The 16069-nt window shown below is 64.7% G+C and carries 18 protein-coding genes; 2 read left to right on the plus strand and 16 right to left on the minus strand.

The window, feature by feature from the left end:
- Window positions 1–27 precede the first annotated feature (27 nt).
- The 3 genes from B7X65_RS03685 to B7X65_RS03695 all read right to left on the minus strand — a co-directional run bounded on the left by B7X65_RS03685 (window position 28) and on the right by B7X65_RS03695 (window position 5428).
- Window positions 28–3324, minus strand: coding sequence for an efflux RND transporter permease subunit (locus B7X65_RS03685; RefSeq protein ID WP_293592779.1), 3297 nt, complete (start codon window positions 3322–3324; stop codon window positions 28–30).
- Between the two features lie 7 nt (window positions 3325–3331).
- Window positions 3332–4402 carry an efflux RND transporter periplasmic adaptor subunit gene (locus B7X65_RS03690; protein WP_293592781.1) on the minus strand — a complete coding sequence of 357 codons (1071 nt, stop codon included), beginning with the start codon at window positions 4400–4402 and terminating at the stop codon, window positions 3332–3334.
- A 165-nt stretch (window positions 4403–4567) separates the two neighbouring features.
- The gene (locus B7X65_RS03695; RefSeq protein ID WP_293592783.1) at window positions 4568–5428 is read right to left on the minus strand and encodes an MBL fold metallo-hydrolase; all 861 of its coding nucleotides are present in this window, start codon (window positions 5426–5428) and stop codon (window positions 4568–4570) included.
- 103 nt (window positions 5429–5531) lie between these two features.
- Between B7X65_RS03695 and B7X65_RS03700 the strand changes: the two genes are divergently transcribed.
- The gene (locus B7X65_RS03700; protein WP_293592785.1) at window positions 5532–5864 is read left to right on the plus strand and encodes a metalloregulator ArsR/SmtB family transcription factor; all 333 of its coding nucleotides are present in this window, start codon (window positions 5532–5534) and stop codon (window positions 5862–5864) included.
- A gap of 1 nt (window position 5865) precedes the next feature.
- On the opposite strand, the gene B7X65_RS03705 is transcribed toward B7X65_RS03700, so the two are convergent.
- The 7 genes from B7X65_RS03705 to B7X65_RS03735 all read right to left on the minus strand — a co-directional run bounded on the left by B7X65_RS03705 (window position 5866) and on the right by B7X65_RS03735 (window position 11552).
- Entirely contained in the window at window positions 5866–6204 is a 339-nt protein-coding gene (locus B7X65_RS03705) for a chaperone modulator CbpM (protein WP_293592787.1), read from the minus strand.
- Complete coding sequence (locus tag B7X65_RS03710) at window positions 6185–7111, minus strand: DnaJ C-terminal domain-containing protein (protein ID WP_293592789.1); 927 nt, start codon at window positions 7109–7111, stop codon at window positions 6185–6187. Before B7X65_RS03710 ends, B7X65_RS03705 begins: the two co-directional genes overlap by 20 nt.
- Before the next feature lie 26 nt (window positions 7112–7137).
- Entirely contained in the window at window positions 7138–7926 is a 789-nt protein-coding gene (gene fnr, locus B7X65_RS03715; RefSeq protein WP_293592791.1) for a fumarate/nitrate reduction transcriptional regulator Fnr, read from the minus strand.
- A 26-nt stretch (window positions 7927–7952) separates the two neighbouring features.
- Entirely contained in the window at window positions 7953–8342 is a 390-nt protein-coding gene (locus tag B7X65_RS03720) for a response regulator transcription factor (protein WP_293592793.1), read from the minus strand.
- A gap of 170 nt (window positions 8343–8512) precedes the next feature.
- Complete coding sequence (locus B7X65_RS03725; protein WP_293592795.1) at window positions 8513–9349, minus strand: universal stress protein; 837 nt, start codon at window positions 9347–9349, stop codon at window positions 8513–8515.
- Between the two features lie 92 nt (window positions 9350–9441).
- Entirely contained in the window at window positions 9442–10086 is a 645-nt protein-coding gene (locus tag B7X65_RS03730) for a response regulator transcription factor (protein WP_293592797.1), read from the minus strand.
- Entirely contained in the window at window positions 10083–11552 is a 1470-nt protein-coding gene (locus tag B7X65_RS03735) for a PAS domain-containing sensor histidine kinase (RefSeq protein ID WP_293592799.1), read from the minus strand. The genes B7X65_RS03730 and B7X65_RS03735 overlap by 4 nt, the downstream gene beginning before the upstream one ends.
- A gap of 189 nt (window positions 11553–11741) precedes the next feature.
- Between B7X65_RS03735 and B7X65_RS03740 the strand changes: the two genes are divergently transcribed.
- On the plus strand, window positions 11742–12218 hold the full coding sequence (locus tag B7X65_RS03740; RefSeq protein ID WP_293592801.1) for a universal stress protein: 477 nt from the start codon (window positions 11742–11744) through the stop codon (window positions 12216–12218).
- A 39-nt stretch (window positions 12219–12257) separates the two neighbouring features.
- Here B7X65_RS03740 and B7X65_RS03745 read toward each other — a convergent pair whose 3' ends face one another.
- From B7X65_RS03745 to B7X65_RS03770, 6 genes are read right to left on the minus strand one after another with little or no spacing between them, the layout of a single operon-like run.
- Window positions 12258–12896 (minus strand): phosphoribosyltransferase, encoded by a 639-nt coding sequence (locus B7X65_RS03745; protein ID WP_293592803.1) that lies wholly within the window; start codon window positions 12894–12896, stop codon window positions 12258–12260.
- A gap of 43 nt (window positions 12897–12939) precedes the next feature.
- Window positions 12940–13221 carry a hypothetical protein gene (locus tag B7X65_RS03750; RefSeq protein WP_293592805.1) on the minus strand — a complete coding sequence of 94 codons (282 nt, stop codon included), beginning with the start codon at window positions 13219–13221 and terminating at the stop codon, window positions 12940–12942.
- A gap of 23 nt (window positions 13222–13244) precedes the next feature.
- On the minus strand, window positions 13245–13535 hold the full coding sequence (locus tag B7X65_RS03755) for a FixH family protein (protein ID WP_293592807.1): 291 nt from the start codon (window positions 13533–13535) through the stop codon (window positions 13245–13247).
- A gap of 26 nt (window positions 13536–13561) precedes the next feature.
- Window positions 13562–14980 carry a cytochrome c oxidase accessory protein CcoG gene (gene ccoG, locus B7X65_RS03760; RefSeq protein WP_293592809.1) on the minus strand — a complete coding sequence of 473 codons (1419 nt, stop codon included), beginning with the start codon at window positions 14978–14980 and terminating at the stop codon, window positions 13562–13564.
- A gap of 20 nt (window positions 14981–15000) precedes the next feature.
- Window positions 15001–15927, minus strand: coding sequence for a cytochrome-c oxidase, cbb3-type subunit III (gene ccoP, locus B7X65_RS03765; RefSeq protein WP_293592811.1), 927 nt, complete (start codon window positions 15925–15927; stop codon window positions 15001–15003).
- A gap of 2 nt (window positions 15928–15929) precedes the next feature.
- On the minus strand, window positions 15930–16067 hold the full coding sequence (locus B7X65_RS03770) for a CcoQ/FixQ family Cbb3-type cytochrome c oxidase assembly chaperone (RefSeq protein WP_096663174.1): 138 nt from the start codon (window positions 16065–16067) through the stop codon (window positions 15930–15932).
- Between the last annotated feature and the right edge of the window lie 2 nt (window positions 16068–16069).

The raw sequence follows: 16069 nt of genomic DNA on the forward strand, positions 1-16069 counted from the left end.
GTTCAGGTTGAAAAATCAGTCCGTCGCTCAGGCTTCAATGCGCGCAGCCGGCGGGGCCACCCGGTGCTGGTACAGCGCGAAATAAAGAACCGGAATAACCACCAGCGTCAGCAGTGTGGACACCAGGATGCCGAAGATCAGCGCAATGGCCAGGCCGTTGAAGATGGGATCGTCCAGGATGAAAAAGGCGCCGATCATGGCGGCCAGGCCGGTCAGCGCAATCGGCTGCGCGCGCACCGCAGCCGAACTCACCACAGCCTCCTTGAAGGCCATGCCCTGCGCGACCTGCAGCTCGATGAAGTCCACCAGCAGGATGGAGTTGCGCACGATGATGCCGGCCAGCGCGATCATGCCGATCATGCTGGTGGCCGTGAACTGGGCATTGAGCAGCGCGTGCCCCGGCATCACGCCGATGATGGTCAGCGGAATGGGTGCCATGATCACCAGCGGCGCGAGGTAACTCTTGAACTGCGCCACCACCAGCAGGTAGATCAGGATCAGGCCCACACCGTAGGCGGTGCCCATGTCGCGGAAAGTCTCATAGGTGATCTGCGATTCGCCGTCCCACTTGACCGCGTACTGGCGGTAGGGATCGGAGGGCTGGCTGATCCAGTATTCGCCCAGTTCCCCGGTGTTGGGCAGGGCCGCCTGGGCCAGCTTGGGCCGGATGCCGAACAGGCCGTACAGCGGCGAGTCGAGCTTGCCGGCCATGTCACCGAACACATAACTGACCGGTAGCAGATCCTTGGTGAACAGCGGCTTGTTGATCACGCCCCGGTCCACACGCACAAGTTCGGAAAGAGGTACCAGGCGGCCGTTGGCGGCCCGCATCGGCAGCGCCAGCAAGGCGTCGAGCCCCACCTGGCTGTCCAGCGGCAGCTGCAGGCGAACCGGCACCGGGTTCTTGGACTGGCCGTCGTGCATGTAGGCTGCATCCGCGCCAAACAGTGCGCTCTGCACCGTCTGGGCAATCGCCGCCACAGGAATGCCCAGTGACTCGGCCCGTTGGCGACGCACCGTGAGATGGGCGCGCGGTGCGTCCTCCTTGAGCGAGGTGTCGATGCCCACGATGTCGGGCGTGGCCGCAAAGGCGGCGGCAATGCGCCGGGCGAGCGCCTGGCGGCCGGCCTCGTCCGGGCCGTAGACCTCGGCCACCAGCGGGCTCATGACCGGCGGGCCGGGCGGCACTTCCACCACCTTGACCCGGGCCTGATGACGCGCGCCGATCTTTTCCAGTTCCGGGCGCAGGCGCTGGGCGATCACATGGCTCTTGTCGCTGCGGTGTTTCTTGTCGACCAGGTTGACCTGCAGGTCGCCCTGCTCAGCCTCGGCACGCAGGTAATACTGGCGCACCAGGCCGTTAAAGGTGATCGGGCTGGCCGTGCCGGCATAACCCTGCAGGTCGCGCACCTCGGGCTGCTGCGCCAGGAAAGCGCCCAGCTCGTGCAGGGCGGCCGCGGTGTTTTCCAGCGGTGTGCCGGCCGGCATGTCCACCACCACCTGGAACTCGCTCTTGTTGTCAAAGGGCAGCATCTTGAGCACCACCCACTGCACCATGGTCAGACCGACCGACAGCAGCAAGGCCACCAGGATGCCGGCCAGCAGCAACCAGCGCTTGCGCGCGCTGTCGAGCAGGGGCGTGAGGATGCGCGTGAAAAAGCGCTGCAGCCTGGGGCCCAGCCCGCCTGGCGTTGCTGCGGCCTCATGCCCGTGCCCCGGGCCGTGCGGCTTCATGAGTTTGAGCGCCAGCCAGGGCGTGACCGTGAAGGCAATCGCCAGTGAAATCGCCATGCCGAGGCTGGAGTTGATCGGGATCGGGCTCATGTAGGGGCCCATCAGGCCGCTCACAAAGGCCATGGGCAGCAGCGCGGCGATCACCGTGAGGGTCGCCAGGATGGTCGGGCCGCCGACCTCGTCGACCGCACCGGGAATGATGTCGACCAGCGACTTCTCCGGAAAGAGCTGCTGGTGTCGGTGGATGTTCTCCACCACCACAATCGCGTCGTCCACCAGGATGCCGATGGAAAAAATCAGCGCAAACAGCGACACGCGGTTCAGCGTGAAACCCCAGGCCCAGCTGGCAAACAGCGTGGCCATCAGCGTCAGGATCACGGCCGCGCCGACGATCACGGCCTCCCGGCGTCCCAGGGCAAAACCCACCAGCAGGATCACCGAGCCCGTGGCAAAGGCCAGCTTCTGGATCAGCTTGTTGGCTTTTTCCGCGGCGGTCTCGCCATAGTCACGCGTGACGGTGGTCTGGATGTTGGCCGGGATCACCGTGTTGCGCAACTCTTCGAGTCGGGCATTGGCGGCACGCGCCACATCCACGGCGTTCTCGCCGGGCTTCTTGGTCACGGTCAGCGTCACCGCCGGATAGACCTGGCCCGCAGCCGGTGGCGGCGCGGCCGTCGGGCCGGCATCCGTCACGGCGGCGCCCGGCGTGAACCAGACATAACGTTGCGGCAGCTGGGCACCGGCCTCGATGCGGGCCACCTCGCTCAGATAAACCGGCTTGCCGTTGCTGACACCGACAACCAGGGAACCGATCTCCTCGGCGGAGGAGAGGAATTCGCCGGTCTCCACGCTGAGCATCTGCGGGATCGGGCCCGAAGGGTCCATCACCGAGCCAGAGGGCATGCCGAAATTGGCAGCGGCCAGCGTCTGCTTGAGCCCCAGCACATCGACCCCGCGTTCGCGCAGGCGCACCGGGTCCAGCCACACATGCACGGCACGGCCCGGGCCGCCTATAGTCTGCACCTCGCGCGCGCCCGGCACGCGTTTGAGTTCCATCTCCAGGGTGCGCGCCACCCGCTCGAGATCGTTGGCGGCCAGCGCATCGCCGCTCCAGAGCGTGACGGCCAGCACCGGCACGTCGTCAATGCCCTTGGGCTTGACGATGGGTGTGAGTGTGCCCAGGTCACGCGGCAACCAGTCCTGGTTGGCGTTGAGCACGTCGTACAGGCGCACCAGCGCCTCGGTGCGCGGCACGCCCACCTTGAATTGCACGGTCAGCACGGCCAGGCCGGGCCGGGCCACCGAGTACGTGTGCTCGATATCGGCTATCTGGCTGAGCACCTGCTCGGCGGGCCGGGCCACCATGTTCTGCACGTTTTCGCTGCTGGCCCCGGGGAAAGGGATCAGCACGTTGGCCATGGTCACGTTGATCTGCGGCTCTTCCTCGCGCGGCGTGACCAGCACGGCAAACAGGCCCAGCAGCAAGGCCATCAGGGCCAGCAGCGGCGTAATGGCATTGGACTGGAAAGCCGCCGCCATGCGGCCTGATGTGCCGAGGCGGGTGGAGCCGGAAGGTGTGTGATCGTTCATGACCACCTCAGCGCGCAGCGGTCTGCGGACGGGCACCGGACAGGCCGGCGCGAACCGGGTCCAGCGCCACACTGTCACCGGCGGACAGGCCTGCCAGGACTTCCACGCCAGCCGTTCCATGGTCGGCGCCCAGCCGTACCGCCCTGAGCGAGAAACCCTGCCCGGCCACAACATACACCGCCGTCAGCTCACCGCGCCGGACCACGGCCGAGGCCGGCAGCACCATGCGCTCGGACGCGCCGCCGACAAAACGCACACGGACCTGCTGGCCGGGCACCAACCCACCCGCGCCGGCAGTCGGCAGCTCCAGCCGCCACTCGATGGTCTGCGATACCGGGTCCGCCGAGGGCAGCACGCTGCGCGCCACCGGCACCAGCCACTGCGGGCCGGCCTTGCCGGCCGGACCCTGGACTTCCACCTGACTGGCCGACCGGGCGATGTCGCCCAGCGACGCCGGCACCTGCACCACGGCGCGCAAGGGCAGCGGCGCATACAGCGTCAGCAGGGGCGTCCCCGGCATGGCCAGGTCGCCCGCTTCGCTCAGGGTCTGCAACACCCAGCCGTCATACGGTGCGGTCACGCGCGTGAAGCCCTGCGCCAGTGCCGACTGGCGGGAACCCGCCGCAGCCTGGTCGCGCCCGGCCTGGGCGGCGTTGAGCTGCGTATTGGCGGTGTCAAGTGCGGCCTTGCTGACAAAACCCATGGCCTGCAACTCACGCGAACGCTCGGCGTTCGCCCGCGCATTGCGCAACTCGGCCTCGGCCTGCGCCACCTGCGCCTGGCTGCGCTGCACACCGGTCTGGGTCTCGCGATCATCAATGGTGGCCAGCAACTGCCCGGCACGCACGCGGTCACCCGCCTTCACCAGCAGGGACGCCACACGTCCCGACGCCTGCGCCGACAAGGTGCTTTGCTGCACCGGCTGGACCACACCGTCGAGCTCGAAGCCCGTGGGCACCGCCTTCGCCCGGATCTGCACCACCGGCACCTCGACGGCTGTGACGGCGCGCGCCGAACCTGCGCTGAGCGCCAAGCCCAGCACCAAGGCCTGGAAAACGGGAAACTGCAATTTTTTCATCATCTGTCCTTTGTCATGCCCGGGGCTGCTAAGCGTCGTCGTCCGGACCCGCAGCCTGTTTTTCCATATTGGGTCCAGGGGCTGTTTCTGCACTTGCTTCATATCAATCTCCCGCTGCTTTTCCGGCGGGCGCCGCTCCGTCCCGGATGAAAAACCGGCCCCCGATCACAGCGCATTGAGCGGGATCTTGAGATAGGACACCCCGTTGCCCTCGGCCGGCGGCATCTCGCCGGCGCGAATGTTGACCTGCACCGACGGCAGGATCAAGTTGGGCATGGCCAGCGTGGCATCCCGGGCGGTGCGCATCTTCACGAACTCGGCCTCGCTGACGCCGTCATGGACATGGATATTTTTGGCGCGCTGTTCGGCGACCGTGGTTTCCCAGACGGGGGACCGGCCCTCAGGCGGGTAATCGTGGCACATGAACAGGCGGGTTTCAGGCGGCAGACCCAGCAGCCTGTGCACCGACCGGTAGAGGGCGGCGGCGTCCCCGCCGGGAAAGTCGCAACGCGCCGTGCCGACATCGGGCATGAACAGGGTGTCGCCGACAAACACGGCATCACCGACGAGGTAGGCCATGCAGGCCGGCGTATGGCCGGGCACGGACAAAGCCCGGACCTGGAGCGCCCCGATGGCCAGGGTCTCGCCGTCCTGCAACAGGCGGTCGAACTGGCGGCCGTCGGTCTGGAACCCGGGCTCGAGGTTGAAGATGCGCTTGAAGGTGGTCTGCACCTGCGTGATGGCCGCACCGATGGCGATTTTTCCGCCCAGCTTCCCGCGCAGATAGTGTGCCGCCGACAGGTGATCCGCATGGGCATGGGTTTCCAGGATCCATGCTACCTGGAGCTTGTTTTGCTGCACGAAAGCCGCCAGCTTGTCGGCGGAAGTGGTCCGGGTGCGGCCGGACCTGGCGTCATAGTCGAGCACGGCATCGACGATGGCGCAGGCACCGCCTTCCTTCTCATGGACCACATGGCTGACGGTCCAGGTGTCGGGGTCAAAAAAGCTTGTGACGATGGGTGTCATGTCTTGTTTTCCGGCTTGCTCAGTTTCGATTCTGACATTCTATTTACATACATTATATTTGTCAATATAATATCATTGTCGCAAATCAAAAGGAGTACCTCCCATGCCCGCAGACACTGTGATGGATCTCGGTAGCCTGCGCAATTCTGCCGATGCTGCCTGCCGCCTGATGAAAGTGCTTTCCAATCCGGATCGCCTGCTCTTGTTGTGCCAGCTGGCACAGGGCGAAATGCGCGTGGGTGAGCTGGAGGAATCGGTCGGCATCCTGCAGCCCACGCTGTCGCAGCAACTTGGCGTGTTGCGCGACGAGGGCTTGGTCAGCACACGCCGTGACGGCAAGGCCATTTATTACCGCATCGACAGCCCCCAGGCGCTGGACGTGATGAAAGTTCTCTACGACCAGTTTTGCAGCGTTCCCGGGAAAAAAGAGCGCTGATCTAGCGCCGTTCCACAGGCGTGTTGCCGGGCAGGTGCGCCTGCAAGGACCGGACCTGCCGCTCCAGTCCCTCGATACGGTTCAGATAGCCCAGCAGGAGCCCAACCGTGAACAGGTCCAGGTCGAAATCCTGGCGCAGCTTGCCGGCCGTGCGCAGCGGCATCACACATTCGGCGCTGAACAGGCGCTCCTGCCGGACGTCCTGCACCGGCACCAGGGCGCCATAGTCCATCAGTTCATCCAGTTCGTCCACGCTCAGGGCACAGATTTGTGCGAGTTCAGCCAGGGTCACGGCCTCGTGTGCGTCGAGCCACGCGACGTCAAGCAGCTGTTGTTCCATGAAACTTCTCCTTGTCCGCGGGCGCGCGCGGGTTGAAACGCGAGACCTTCGCCAGTTCCCCGAAGAGCTCGCGCTCCCGCTCGGTCAGGATGGCAGGCACGTCGATCTGCACGGCCGCGTAAAGGTCACCGCGGCCGCCCCTGCCATTGGCCAGGCCCCTGCCCCGCAGGCGCAGCTTGCGACCCGAATGTGTCCCCGGCGGCACGGTGAGCACCACCGGACCGTCCAGCGTTGGCACCTCCACATCGGCGCCCAACGCCGCTTCCCAAGGCGCCAGCGCCAGGTCAAAGTACAAGTCGTGGCGGTCGGCCCGAAACACCCGGTGCGGCGCGAGCGTGATGTGAAGGTAAATGTCGCCATCGGCCCCGCCGTTGCGGCCCTTTCCACCCTTGCCGCGCAGCCGCAGCTTCTGGCCTTCGGTCACACCCGCAGGAATGGTGACTTCCAGCGTGCGACCGCCTTCCTCATCGGCCAGATCGAGCTTGACGCTTGCCCCATGATGCGCGTCTTCCAGCTTGATGCGGACGCTGGTTTCGTAGTCCCGACCATGCATCGGCACCGGCCCCCCGGATGACCTGCGCCCCCGCCCCATGGCAGCCAGCAGGTCGGCCAGATCAACACCCTCAAATCCCTGGGCGTCCGCACCGAAATCCTGGCGCCACTGGGGCGGCGGTGCGAACTCCTCCCCGGCAGGGCGGCGGCCCAACTGGTCGTAGGCCGCACGCTTTTCGGGGTCCTTCAGCGTCGCGTAGGCCTCCCCCGCTTCCTTGAAGCGGGCCTCTGCATCGGGCGCCTTGGACACATCGGGATGGTGCTGGCGCGCGAGCTTGCGGTAGGCCTTCTTGATCTGCTCGACGTCCGCATCACGCGGCACACCCAGCGCGGCGTAATAGTCCTTGTACTTCATGACAGGATTCGCCGCTCAACACGCGTTCAGTGCACGCGCGTCTCGAAAGCACGGGTCAAGCCGTCCAGGTCGGTGATGCGGATGTGGCGTTTGTCCACCTCCAGCAGGCGCTGTTGCTGGAAGGCTGAAAAGGTCCGGCTCACCGTTTCAAGCGTCATGCCGAGGTAGCTGCCGATCTCGGCACGCGACATCCGCAGGTGGAACTCGCTGGCCGAATACCCGCGCGCCTTCATGCGCTGCGACAGGTTCAGCAAGAATGCCGCCAGCCTCTCCTCGGCATTCATGCTCCCCAGCAACACCATGAGGCTGTGTTCGCGCACGATCTCGCGGCTCATCAAGCGGGTGACCACGTGCTGCATGCCCGGGTTGCCAGCCGCCACTTCAGCGAAATGGGTGAAGGGAATGGCGCACACTTCGGTGTCTTCCAGCGCGGTGGTGCTGCTGGCATGCGCGCCATTGGCGACACCGTCCAGACCCATCAGTTCACCTGCCATGTAAAACCCGCCCACCTGCTCGCGGCCATCGGCCAGCGTCAGGCTGGACTTGAAGGTGCCGCTACGCACGGCATAGATGAACTGGAAACGATCCCCTTCACGGTACAGCGTCTGGGCCGCTTTCACCTTGCGCCGGCTGAACATCAGGCTGTCGAGCCGCTCCACGTCGCTGCCCGTCATGCCGCAGGGCAGGCACAGGTCGCGCAGGTGGCAGGTGGAGCAATGCGTCATGAGGGGCGCGACCGCTGCGGTTGCGGGAGCGGCTTGGCGGGACACGATGCGGATGGGGGCGGCGACGGCTTCGAGGGTGGCTGCAGACATGGGTTTCTCCTTGGGTGATTCAGGCGTCAACATGCAACATACCGCGAGGCTTTCGCCACGGTCTGAACGAGCTGATCGAATTCGGTGCTTTTGTCGAGGAAAGCTTCGGCGCCCTCCCCGAAATAACGTTTACGGTAGGCGGGGCCGGAATTGCTGCTGAACACCACAAAGGCGATATCTGGTGCGGCCGGGTGGACGGCGCGCAGAACTTGCAGACCGGAGCCGCCTTCAAGCTGGACGTCCAGCACCACCACATCGGGCGACGCTGCCAGGATGCCGTCAATGGCGTCCTGCGGCGTGGCGGCCCGTCCAACGACGCTGATCGCGCTGGCTTCGAGCATGGCGGCGACGCGGTCGCGGATCAGGACCGAGTCATCAACGATAAAAACTTTGAGAGGGGCTTGGCGGGAAGGCATGGCTCTACTGTGGCCGCAACCGGGCCCTGCGGCCATAGGCAGCGGCTGAATGCATCCCTCGGAGAAATCCGGATTCAGAAGACTTGAGCGCCTACCCCGTCTAGGAATAATCCGAGCGCAAGGACGCCCCGGGCATGGCCGGTTTCAAGCGCCCTGCTGTGACCGCGCCGTCAGTGCGCCATGAGCACCGGCAGGGTCATGGACCGCAACACCGTGCGGGACGTGCCGCCCAGCACCCACTCCCGCGCGCGGCTGTGGCCGTAGCAGCCCATCACCAGCAGGTCGGCCTCGAGGTCGAAGGCGCGCGAGAGCAGCAACTCACCGAGCAACTCGGGCTCCCCCGTCTCGCGGTGCCAGGTCGCCTCGACCCCGTGCAGTTTGAGATAACTGTCCAGGTCCAGCAGCTGGCCGCTCACCGCCTCGTCCGCGCCTGACCAGGACAGGACATGCACGCGCCTGGCCCGCTGCAGCATGGGCAGCGCAGCACTGACCGCCCGGGCCGCCTCGCGCGTCGGCTTCCAGGCAAGCACCACGGTGTCGCCGATGGACGATGCACCGATATAAGGCAGGATCAGGGCCGGTTTGCCGCTGGCGACCATCACGGACTCGGCAAAATCGACTGGCACGCCAGTCGCCGGTGTACTGGCCGGATCGTGCTGGCCGAGCACCAGCAGGTCCGCGTACAGGGCCTGCTGGGCAAAAACGCCCATGATGGGATCGTCGCCCACCTCGGCCCAGGCGGCCTGCATGCCAGGCTTCGCCAGCACGCGGTCAAACGTTGCGCGGGCACGCGTGCGCAACTCGTCATCAATCTCGCGCAGGGCCGCTGCCACGCCCGGACCAACCTCGGGTGCGAAGGGCAGCGCGACGAAACTGGGTGTCACGGCGTAAAGGCCGGTCACGGCAGCACCGTGGGCCTGGCCAATGCGGCACGCCGCCTCAAGACGTTGCGCGGCCTGCGGCGAAGCGTCCAGATGAACGAGCAGCTGCGTGAGGGTGGTTTTCATGGGCCGGCTCCTTGGTCATTGCGATCCCGCCACCTTAGGGGACAGGCGCCGGATGCAGCTTGACGAAGGTCAAGCGCCGGTCACGACCGGGCTCAGGGTTCCAGCGGCTCCGACACCCCGTTTTTGATGGCGTAGCGGATCAGTTCGCTCTGGTTTTGCAGGCCCATCTTCTGCATCAGGTTGGCCTTGTGGGTGCTGATGGTCTTGACTGAAAGTTTCAGGCGCGTGGCAATGTCCGTCACGGAAACACCGGCAGCAATCAGGCGAAACACCTCGAATTCGCGGTTCGACAGCGACTCGTGCGGCGCCGAGGTTCCGCCCGGCATGGCACTCAGGGCGAGCTGCTCGGCGACTTCTGCACTGATGAACGCGCCGCCGGTGGCGATCTTGCGGATGGCCTGCTCCAGTTGCCCCGGCGCACTCTCCTTGGTCAGGTAGCCGCTGGCGCCGGACTTGATGGCGCGCACGGCATACTGAAGCTCCTGGTGCATGCTGAGCACGAGAATCCGCACTTTCGGTTTTTCGCTGCGCACCAGCTTGATCAGTTCCATGCCGCTGCGGCCCGGCATGGACAGGTCCAGCACCAGCACATCCAGCTCGGATTCGCGCACACGCTGCAGCACCTCGTTTCCGTTGGCCGCCTCAGCCACCACCTGCAGGTCATCTGCCGATGAAACGATGCGTTTGAGACCTTCGCGAACAATGGCGTGGTCGTCGGCGATCACGATCCGGATCACGGGGCGGCCTCCTCTTCGGGCAGCGGAATGGTCACGCCGACGCGCGTGCCCTGCCCCAGCGCACTGTCGATGCTGACGCATCCGTTGAGCAGTTGCGCCCGCTCGTGCAAACCCATCAGCCCCAGCGACTGCCGCTTGCGCGGCATCCCGGTCACAAAACCCCTGCCGTTGTCGCGCACCGACAGCGTGATCTCGCCCGGCAGGCTGCCGATAACCACGGCAACTTCGGTCGCGCCGGCGTGTTTGGCGACGTTGGCCAGCGCCTCCTGAACGATGCGGAACACGGCAGTGGCATAGGGCTCCTGCAGCTCCAGGTCCTCGTCGGCCAAAAGCGTGCAAGTCACGCCTGTACGCTGGCTGAAGTTGTGGACCAGCCACTCGATGGTGGCCAGCAGGCCCAGATCGTCCAGCAACAGTGGCCGCAGGTCCGCCGCGATGCGGCGCGTGGAAGCCACCATGCCATCCACCATCGTCAGCATATCTGTCAGTTTGGCCGCCGCAACGTCAGGCGCCGCACGGGTGTTGTCGCGCACCCAGAGGGTGTCCATCTTCAGCGCCGTCAGCGACTGCGCCAGCTCGTCGTGCAGCTCGCGGGCCACCCGGGTCTTTTCTTCCTCACGCGCAGCATTCACAGCAGCCGCAAAGGCACTTCGCTCCTCCTGGGCCCGGACCCGCTCGGTCACATCGCGCAGGATGACGGTATAGAGTTTTCCGTCGGCCATGTCGAGCTGTGAGATCGAGGCGTCCATCGGGAATTCCTCCCCGCTGGCGCGCAAGCCGTAAATGACGGAGCCGTCGCCCATGCGTCGGGAGGTGACACCAGTTGCCGAAAACCGGCTGATGTGTTCAGCGTGGCCGGCGCGAAAGCGTTCGGGAATCAACTCGCCCAGAGGCTGACCCAGGGCCTGCCCATCCGGCCAACCGAAGATTTTTTCAGCCGCGCGGTTAAACATCACGATGTGCTGCTTCTCGTCCACGGTGATGATCCCGTCCATGGCAGAGTCCAGCAGGGCCGCGAGCCGCGCGTGCTCGTCTTCCGCCAGCAAGCGGCCGGTGATGTCGCGCAGGATCACCGTGAACCACTTCCCGCCCGGCGTATCAAGCTGCGAAATCGACGCATCCAGAGGGAACTCCTCCCCATTGGCGCGCAGGCCATGAACCACATTGCGCGTGCCCATGCGCCGCGAGGTCACACCCATGGTTCCGAAGCGGTCGACATGCCCGGCATGCTCTTGCCGGAAACGGCCAGGAATCAACCTCTGCAGGGACTGGTGCATGACCTCCTGCTGTGGCCATCCGAAGATTTTTTCAGCCGCGCGGTTGTACAGAATGATCTTTTGCTGCTCATCCACCGTGATGATGGCATCCATGGCCGAGTCCAGCACCCCCGCCAGCAACGCTGCTACGCTGCCGGGGTTGTCAGCCAGAGAGGCTGCATCCAGGCCGCTGATAGGAGAATAATCCATACCCCAGTGTAGCAATTATCAAAAGTATTCATCACCATAGGCCATGACCGTGTGTCGGAGACTTTTTACCAAGCCCTCTTATCCTACATACCCGGCCCCGGCAATCCATGCCGTTGACCCATGTCAATGGCCTTGCACTGCGCCCACTTCACACTGAATCCAACTACGACAGCCTTCAAGGAATCGACCATGTACCAGCGCATACTTGTTCCCGTCGACGGGAGCGATACATCCAACAAAGCCCTGACTGCGGCGTTGCAGCTCGCCAGGGATGCTGGCGGCAGGGTACGGCTTGTTCATGTGCTGGAAGAACTGACCCACCTGACCGGGTATGAACAGTTTGGCGGCTATGCGGGCGATCTGACCCGGATCATGCGCGACTCCGGGATGCAGATCCTCAATGACGCCATGGCCATCGCCAAGGCCGCTGGCGTGGAGGTGGATACGGTGCTTTTCGACAACCTGGGGGAGCGCCTCGCCGAGGCGGTGGCCGAGGCCGCCAGGCAGTGGAAAGCTGACCTGGTGGTCGTCGGCACCCATGGTCGACGCGGGGTCGGGCGCATGTTGCTGGGCAGCGGTGCCGAGCAGGTCATCCGGCTCGCCCCGGTGCCGGTGCTGGTGATCCGCTCGGAGATGGAAAGGGAAAGCAAGCCAGGCGCTCACTGAAGCAGGGCGGCAATACCAGGCTGGCGCGGCAGAGCGTCCTCAGGACGCAGCCAGCAGCCTGCGTACCTGCTCGTCGCCCACCGGTCCGAAGTCGCGGTAACAGTTTCCGACACCACAGAAGTCCGGCGGACTCAGGGCGCAGACAAACTCATCGGCCGCCGTGCCGATCCACTCCTGCGCACCCGGGGGCGCGACCGGCACGGCCACCACGATCCACGCGGGCTTGGCCCCTCGCAAGGCCATCAGTGCGGCACACATCGAGGCGCCGGTGGCCACACCGTCGTCAACCACAATGACCGTGCGACCTTCGATGCGTGCAGCTTCCCGCGACCCACGGTAAAGCGTCTCGCTCCGCGCCAGTTCACGGCTCTCGGTCGCGATGATCTCTTCGAGCTGCTGCGGACTCACCCCGCTGGCAGCCAAAGCCTTGGGATCAATGTACCTTGCGCCGCCGCTGGCAATGGCGCCCAGGGCCAGATCGGGCCGGCCTGGCACACCCAGCTTTCGCACAACCAGCAAGTCCAGTTCAGCAACCAGCGCCCGGGCCACTTCCCACGCAACCGGTACACCGCCGCGTGCCAAGGCCAGCACGACCACATCGTCGCGTCCTGCATATGCCGGCAGATGACCGGACAAGGCACGACCGGCGGCAGCGCGGTCTTTGAACTGGGTGGTCATGACCATACCGTGCAGAGGCCTGCCAAGGCAACCTCGCTTCGTGTTATTGCGGGCGGCAGCTGTCAGGGCGCTCGCCTGTGGGGACAGGACAGCGGTTGACCTCGGCGGACGACATGCCCAGCAGAGCGGTCAATGCGCTCGACACCATGCACACCATCCAGAACACAAAAAAGGCCGCGGTGTACACGCCCTGCCGCGAAAGGCCCAGCGGCTGGCCAGACCAGAGCAGGTCCCCCGGATCGACCACGGCAAAGACAAGCAACTCAAGCGCGCACGCCCCCAGGAACGCGGGCCACGCGATCCACATCAGTTTCTGGTTCCACATGGCTGTCTCCGTCGTTATAGTAGTTAGCGCTGTCCGGCAGGCGCCAGCGTGGCACCAGGCGGCGTGGCTGCATGATTTCGGCCCTGCACGGCCGGCAAGAGGGATTTTTCCCTCTCGGCAGCGAGCGTCTTGTTGATCTCCAGGCCCTGCCGGTAATAGTCCTCGGCCACCAGTGATTCCGGGTTGGCCAGGGCAAGCCAGAGCGTGGTAAAACCGGCCACCACCACGACAGCGGGGCCCGCAATCACCAGCCAGACATAGCCGAATTTCCACCAGGGCGCGGGTGCCGCTTGCGGTGCCTGGGCAGTACTCATGTAGTTTTCCTTCATGTTGCTCTCCCTCATCGTGGAACAAGGAAAATCGACTTCTCGTTCACATGGCTCTCGCCGGCAATGTCGCTGACGTTGAACGCGATCGCGTGTGATCCGGGAGCAGCCGACCCGTAGCCGATCTGCAAGCGCACCGGCACCCAGCGCGATTCGGCGGGGCCGATATCGAATTCGGACTCCGAAGCCAGCACCAGACCTTCCAGACCGGACGCCGTGATGCGGTAACGCTGCGGCTGCTCGGTGGCATTCATGATCTGCAGCCGATACACATTCTCCAGCTTGCCGCCGGCGACGATGCGCGACAGTGCTGCGCGGTCCCTCACCACATTTACTTTCAGCGGCGTACGCTCAAGCAGGCTCCACATGATGCCGACGCAAAGCGCCAGGAGGATCGCACTGTAGACCAGCACCCGCGGGCGCCGCACCCTGCGCCACAGCTGGGAATTGCTCCACTGGCCGGCCATGGCGTTCTGGGTGCTGAAGCGGATCAGGCCGCGCGGGTAATTCATCTTGTCCATCACCGTGTCGCACACGTCGACGCAGGCGGCGCAGCCAATGCATTCGTACTGCAGTCCCTCGCGGATATCGATACCCGTGGGGCAGACCTGCACACACAGGGTGCAATCCACACAGGCCCCCAACGCCAGCGTGGACAGGTCGGCCTTGCGCGAGCGGGCGCCGCGCGGCTCGCCGCGAGCCGCGTCATAACTCACGATCAAGGTGTCGCGGTCAAACATGGCGCTCTGGAAACGCGCATAGGGACACATGTATTTGCACACCTGCTCGCGCATGAAGCCGGCGTTGCCATAGGTGGCGATGGCGTAGAAGTTCACCCAGAACCATTCCCAGGGGCCGAACGACAGCGTGAAGGCCTCGGCCCACAAAGTCTGGATCGGCGTGAAGTAGCCCACGAAGGTGAAGCCGGTCCACAGCGACAGGACAATCCACAGGAAGTGTTTGGTCCCCTTTTTCAGCAGTTTGCGCGCCGATGCGGGCTCCGCATCCAGCCGCATGCGCGCGCTACGATCACCCTCGACCTTGCGCTCGATCCACAGAAAGATCTCGGTATAGACGGTCTGCGGGCAGGTAAAGCCGCACCACAGCCGGCCCGCCACCGCCGTGAACAGGAACAGCGACAGCGCGCTGATCACCAGCAGACCCGTCAGGTAAATGAAGTCCTGCGGGTACAGCACGACGCCGAACAGGTAGAAGCGGCGTGCACCCAGGTCGAACAACACGGCCTGCCGCTGGCCCCATTCCAGCCAGGGCAGGCCATAAAACACCAGCTGCGTCAGGAACACGAAGCCCCAGCGCCAGCGGGCGAACAGCCCCGTCACCGACCGCGGATACAGCTTCTTCTGCGCCTCGTACAGCGATACCTCTTCCTCGGGAACGATGGGGATGATCTTGCGGACTGGCGTTTCCTGCACGGGGTGAACTCTTTCGGTGGTCAGGGGCGCGCGGTCGCGAGCGTCGCTGGTTTGTTGGACATACCCCAGACGTAGGCTGACAACACATGGATCTGCGCTTCGGTCAGTTTACCCGCCTGGCCCGGCATGACGTTGACCTTGCCGCTATTGACCATGTTGACAATCGCCTGTTCGCCCCAGCCGTGCAACCAGATGTCGTCGGTGAGGTTGGGTGCACCCAGGGCCTGATTGCCCTTGCCGTCCATGCCATGACAGGCTGCACATGCCGTGAACTTGGCCTTGCCGAGCTGGGAACGCAACGAGTCGTGCGGACTGCCGGACAGGCTGAGCACGTAGTGGGCCACGTTTTTCACGTCGTCGGGTGTACCCACGGCTGCGGCCATGGGCGGCATGTTGCCCTGCCGGCCTTGAGTGATGGTTTCAACAAGCTTGGCAGGCGCACCGCCGTGCAGCCAGTCGCCATCGGTCAGATTGGGAAAACCCTTGCTGCCGCGTGCATCCGAACCGTGGCACTGGGCGCAGTTGTTCATGAACAGACGCTCGCCAACGGCCATGGCCGCAGGGTCGCCAGCCAGCTGCTCGGCCGGTTTCGCGGTGAACTGCGCATACAGCGGTGCCAGCTCCTTGTTGGCCTTTTCGACCTCGTCGGTGTATTCGCCGTGGGTGGTCCAGCCCAGTTGACCCTTGTAGCTGCCCAGGCCGGGATAAGCCGCCAGATACCCCAAACCAAAAATGACGGTCAGCACAAACAACCACATCCACCATCGCGGCATGGGGTTGTTCATTTCACGCAGGTCTTCGTCCCAGACGTGGCCCGTGGTGTTGTCGGCGCTGGGGGTGACCTTCTTGCGCGCTGTGATCCAAAGCAGCAGCAGGCAGGCAAGGATACCGACCAGGGTGAAGACGGTTACATAGACCGACCAGAAATTACCGATGAAATCGCTCATGATCAATCCTGCTCAAACGGGATGCGCGCAGCTTCATCGAAGCGGTCACGGTTGTGGCGGGCGTAGGCCCACCAGGCAATGCCCAGAAAGGTGGCGAAGCTGGCCAGCGTGGCCAGAATACGCAAGGTGGTGATGTCCATTG

Source organism: Polaromonas sp. 39-63-25 (assembly GCF_002278925.1).
Lineage (GTDB): Bacteria > Pseudomonadota > Gammaproteobacteria > Burkholderiales > Burkholderiaceae_C > Polaromonas.

Excerpts from the sequence above, each read along its gene's own strand:
- B7X65_RS03695 (WP_293592783.1), bottom strand. The coding sequence starts at position 5,428 with ATGACACCCATCGTCACAAGCTTTTTTGACCCCGACACCTGGACCGTC.
- B7X65_RS03745 (WP_293592803.1), bottom strand. The coding sequence starts at position 12,896 with ATGACCACCCAGTTCAAAGACCGCGCTGCCGCCGGTCGTGCCTTGTCC.
- B7X65_RS03735 (WP_293592799.1), bottom strand. The coding sequence starts at position 11,552 with ATGGATTATTCTCCTATCAGCGGCCTGGATGCAGCCTCTCTGGCTGAC.
- B7X65_RS03705 (WP_293592787.1), bottom strand. The coding sequence starts at position 6,204 with ATGGAACAACAGCTGCTTGACGTCGCGTGGCTCGACGCACACGAGGCC.
- B7X65_RS03740 (WP_293592801.1), top strand. The coding sequence starts at position 11,742 with ATGTACCAGCGCATACTTGTTCCCGTCGACGGGAGCGATACATCCAAC.
- B7X65_RS03690 (WP_293592781.1), bottom strand. The coding sequence starts at position 4,402 with ATGAAAAAATTGCAGTTTCCCGTTTTCCAGGCCTTGGTGCTGGGCTTG.
- B7X65_RS03710 (WP_293592789.1), bottom strand. The coding sequence starts at position 7,111 with ATGAAGTACAAGGACTATTACGCCGCGCTGGGTGTGCCGCGTGATGCG.
- B7X65_RS03750 (WP_293592805.1), bottom strand. The coding sequence starts at position 13,221 with ATGTGGAACCAGAAACTGATGTGGATCGCGTGGCCCGCGTTCCTGGGG.
- B7X65_RS03755 (WP_293592807.1), bottom strand. The coding sequence starts at position 13,535 with ATGAGTACTGCCCAGGCACCGCAAGCGGCACCCGCGCCCTGGTGGAAA.
- B7X65_RS03685 (WP_293592779.1), bottom strand. The coding sequence starts at position 3,324 with ATGAACGATCACACACCTTCCGGCTCCACCCGCCTCGGCACATCAGGC.
- B7X65_RS03725 (WP_293592795.1), bottom strand. The coding sequence starts at position 9,349 with ATGAAAACCACCCTCACGCAGCTGCTCGTTCATCTGGACGCTTCGCCG.
- fnr (WP_293592791.1), bottom strand. The coding sequence starts at position 7,926 with ATGTCTGCAGCCACCCTCGAAGCCGTCGCCGCCCCCATCCGCATCGTG.
- ccoP (WP_293592811.1), bottom strand. The coding sequence starts at position 15,927 with ATGAGCGATTTCATCGGTAATTTCTGGTCGGTCTATGTAACCGTCTTC.
- B7X65_RS03770 (WP_096663174.1), bottom strand. The coding sequence starts at position 16,067 with ATGGACATCACCACCTTGCGTATTCTGGCCACGCTGGCCAGCTTCGCC.
- B7X65_RS03700 (WP_293592785.1), top strand. The coding sequence starts at position 5,532 with ATGCCCGCAGACACTGTGATGGATCTCGGTAGCCTGCGCAATTCTGCC.
- B7X65_RS03720 (WP_293592793.1), bottom strand. The coding sequence starts at position 8,342 with ATGCCTTCCCGCCAAGCCCCTCTCAAAGTTTTTATCGTTGATGACTCG.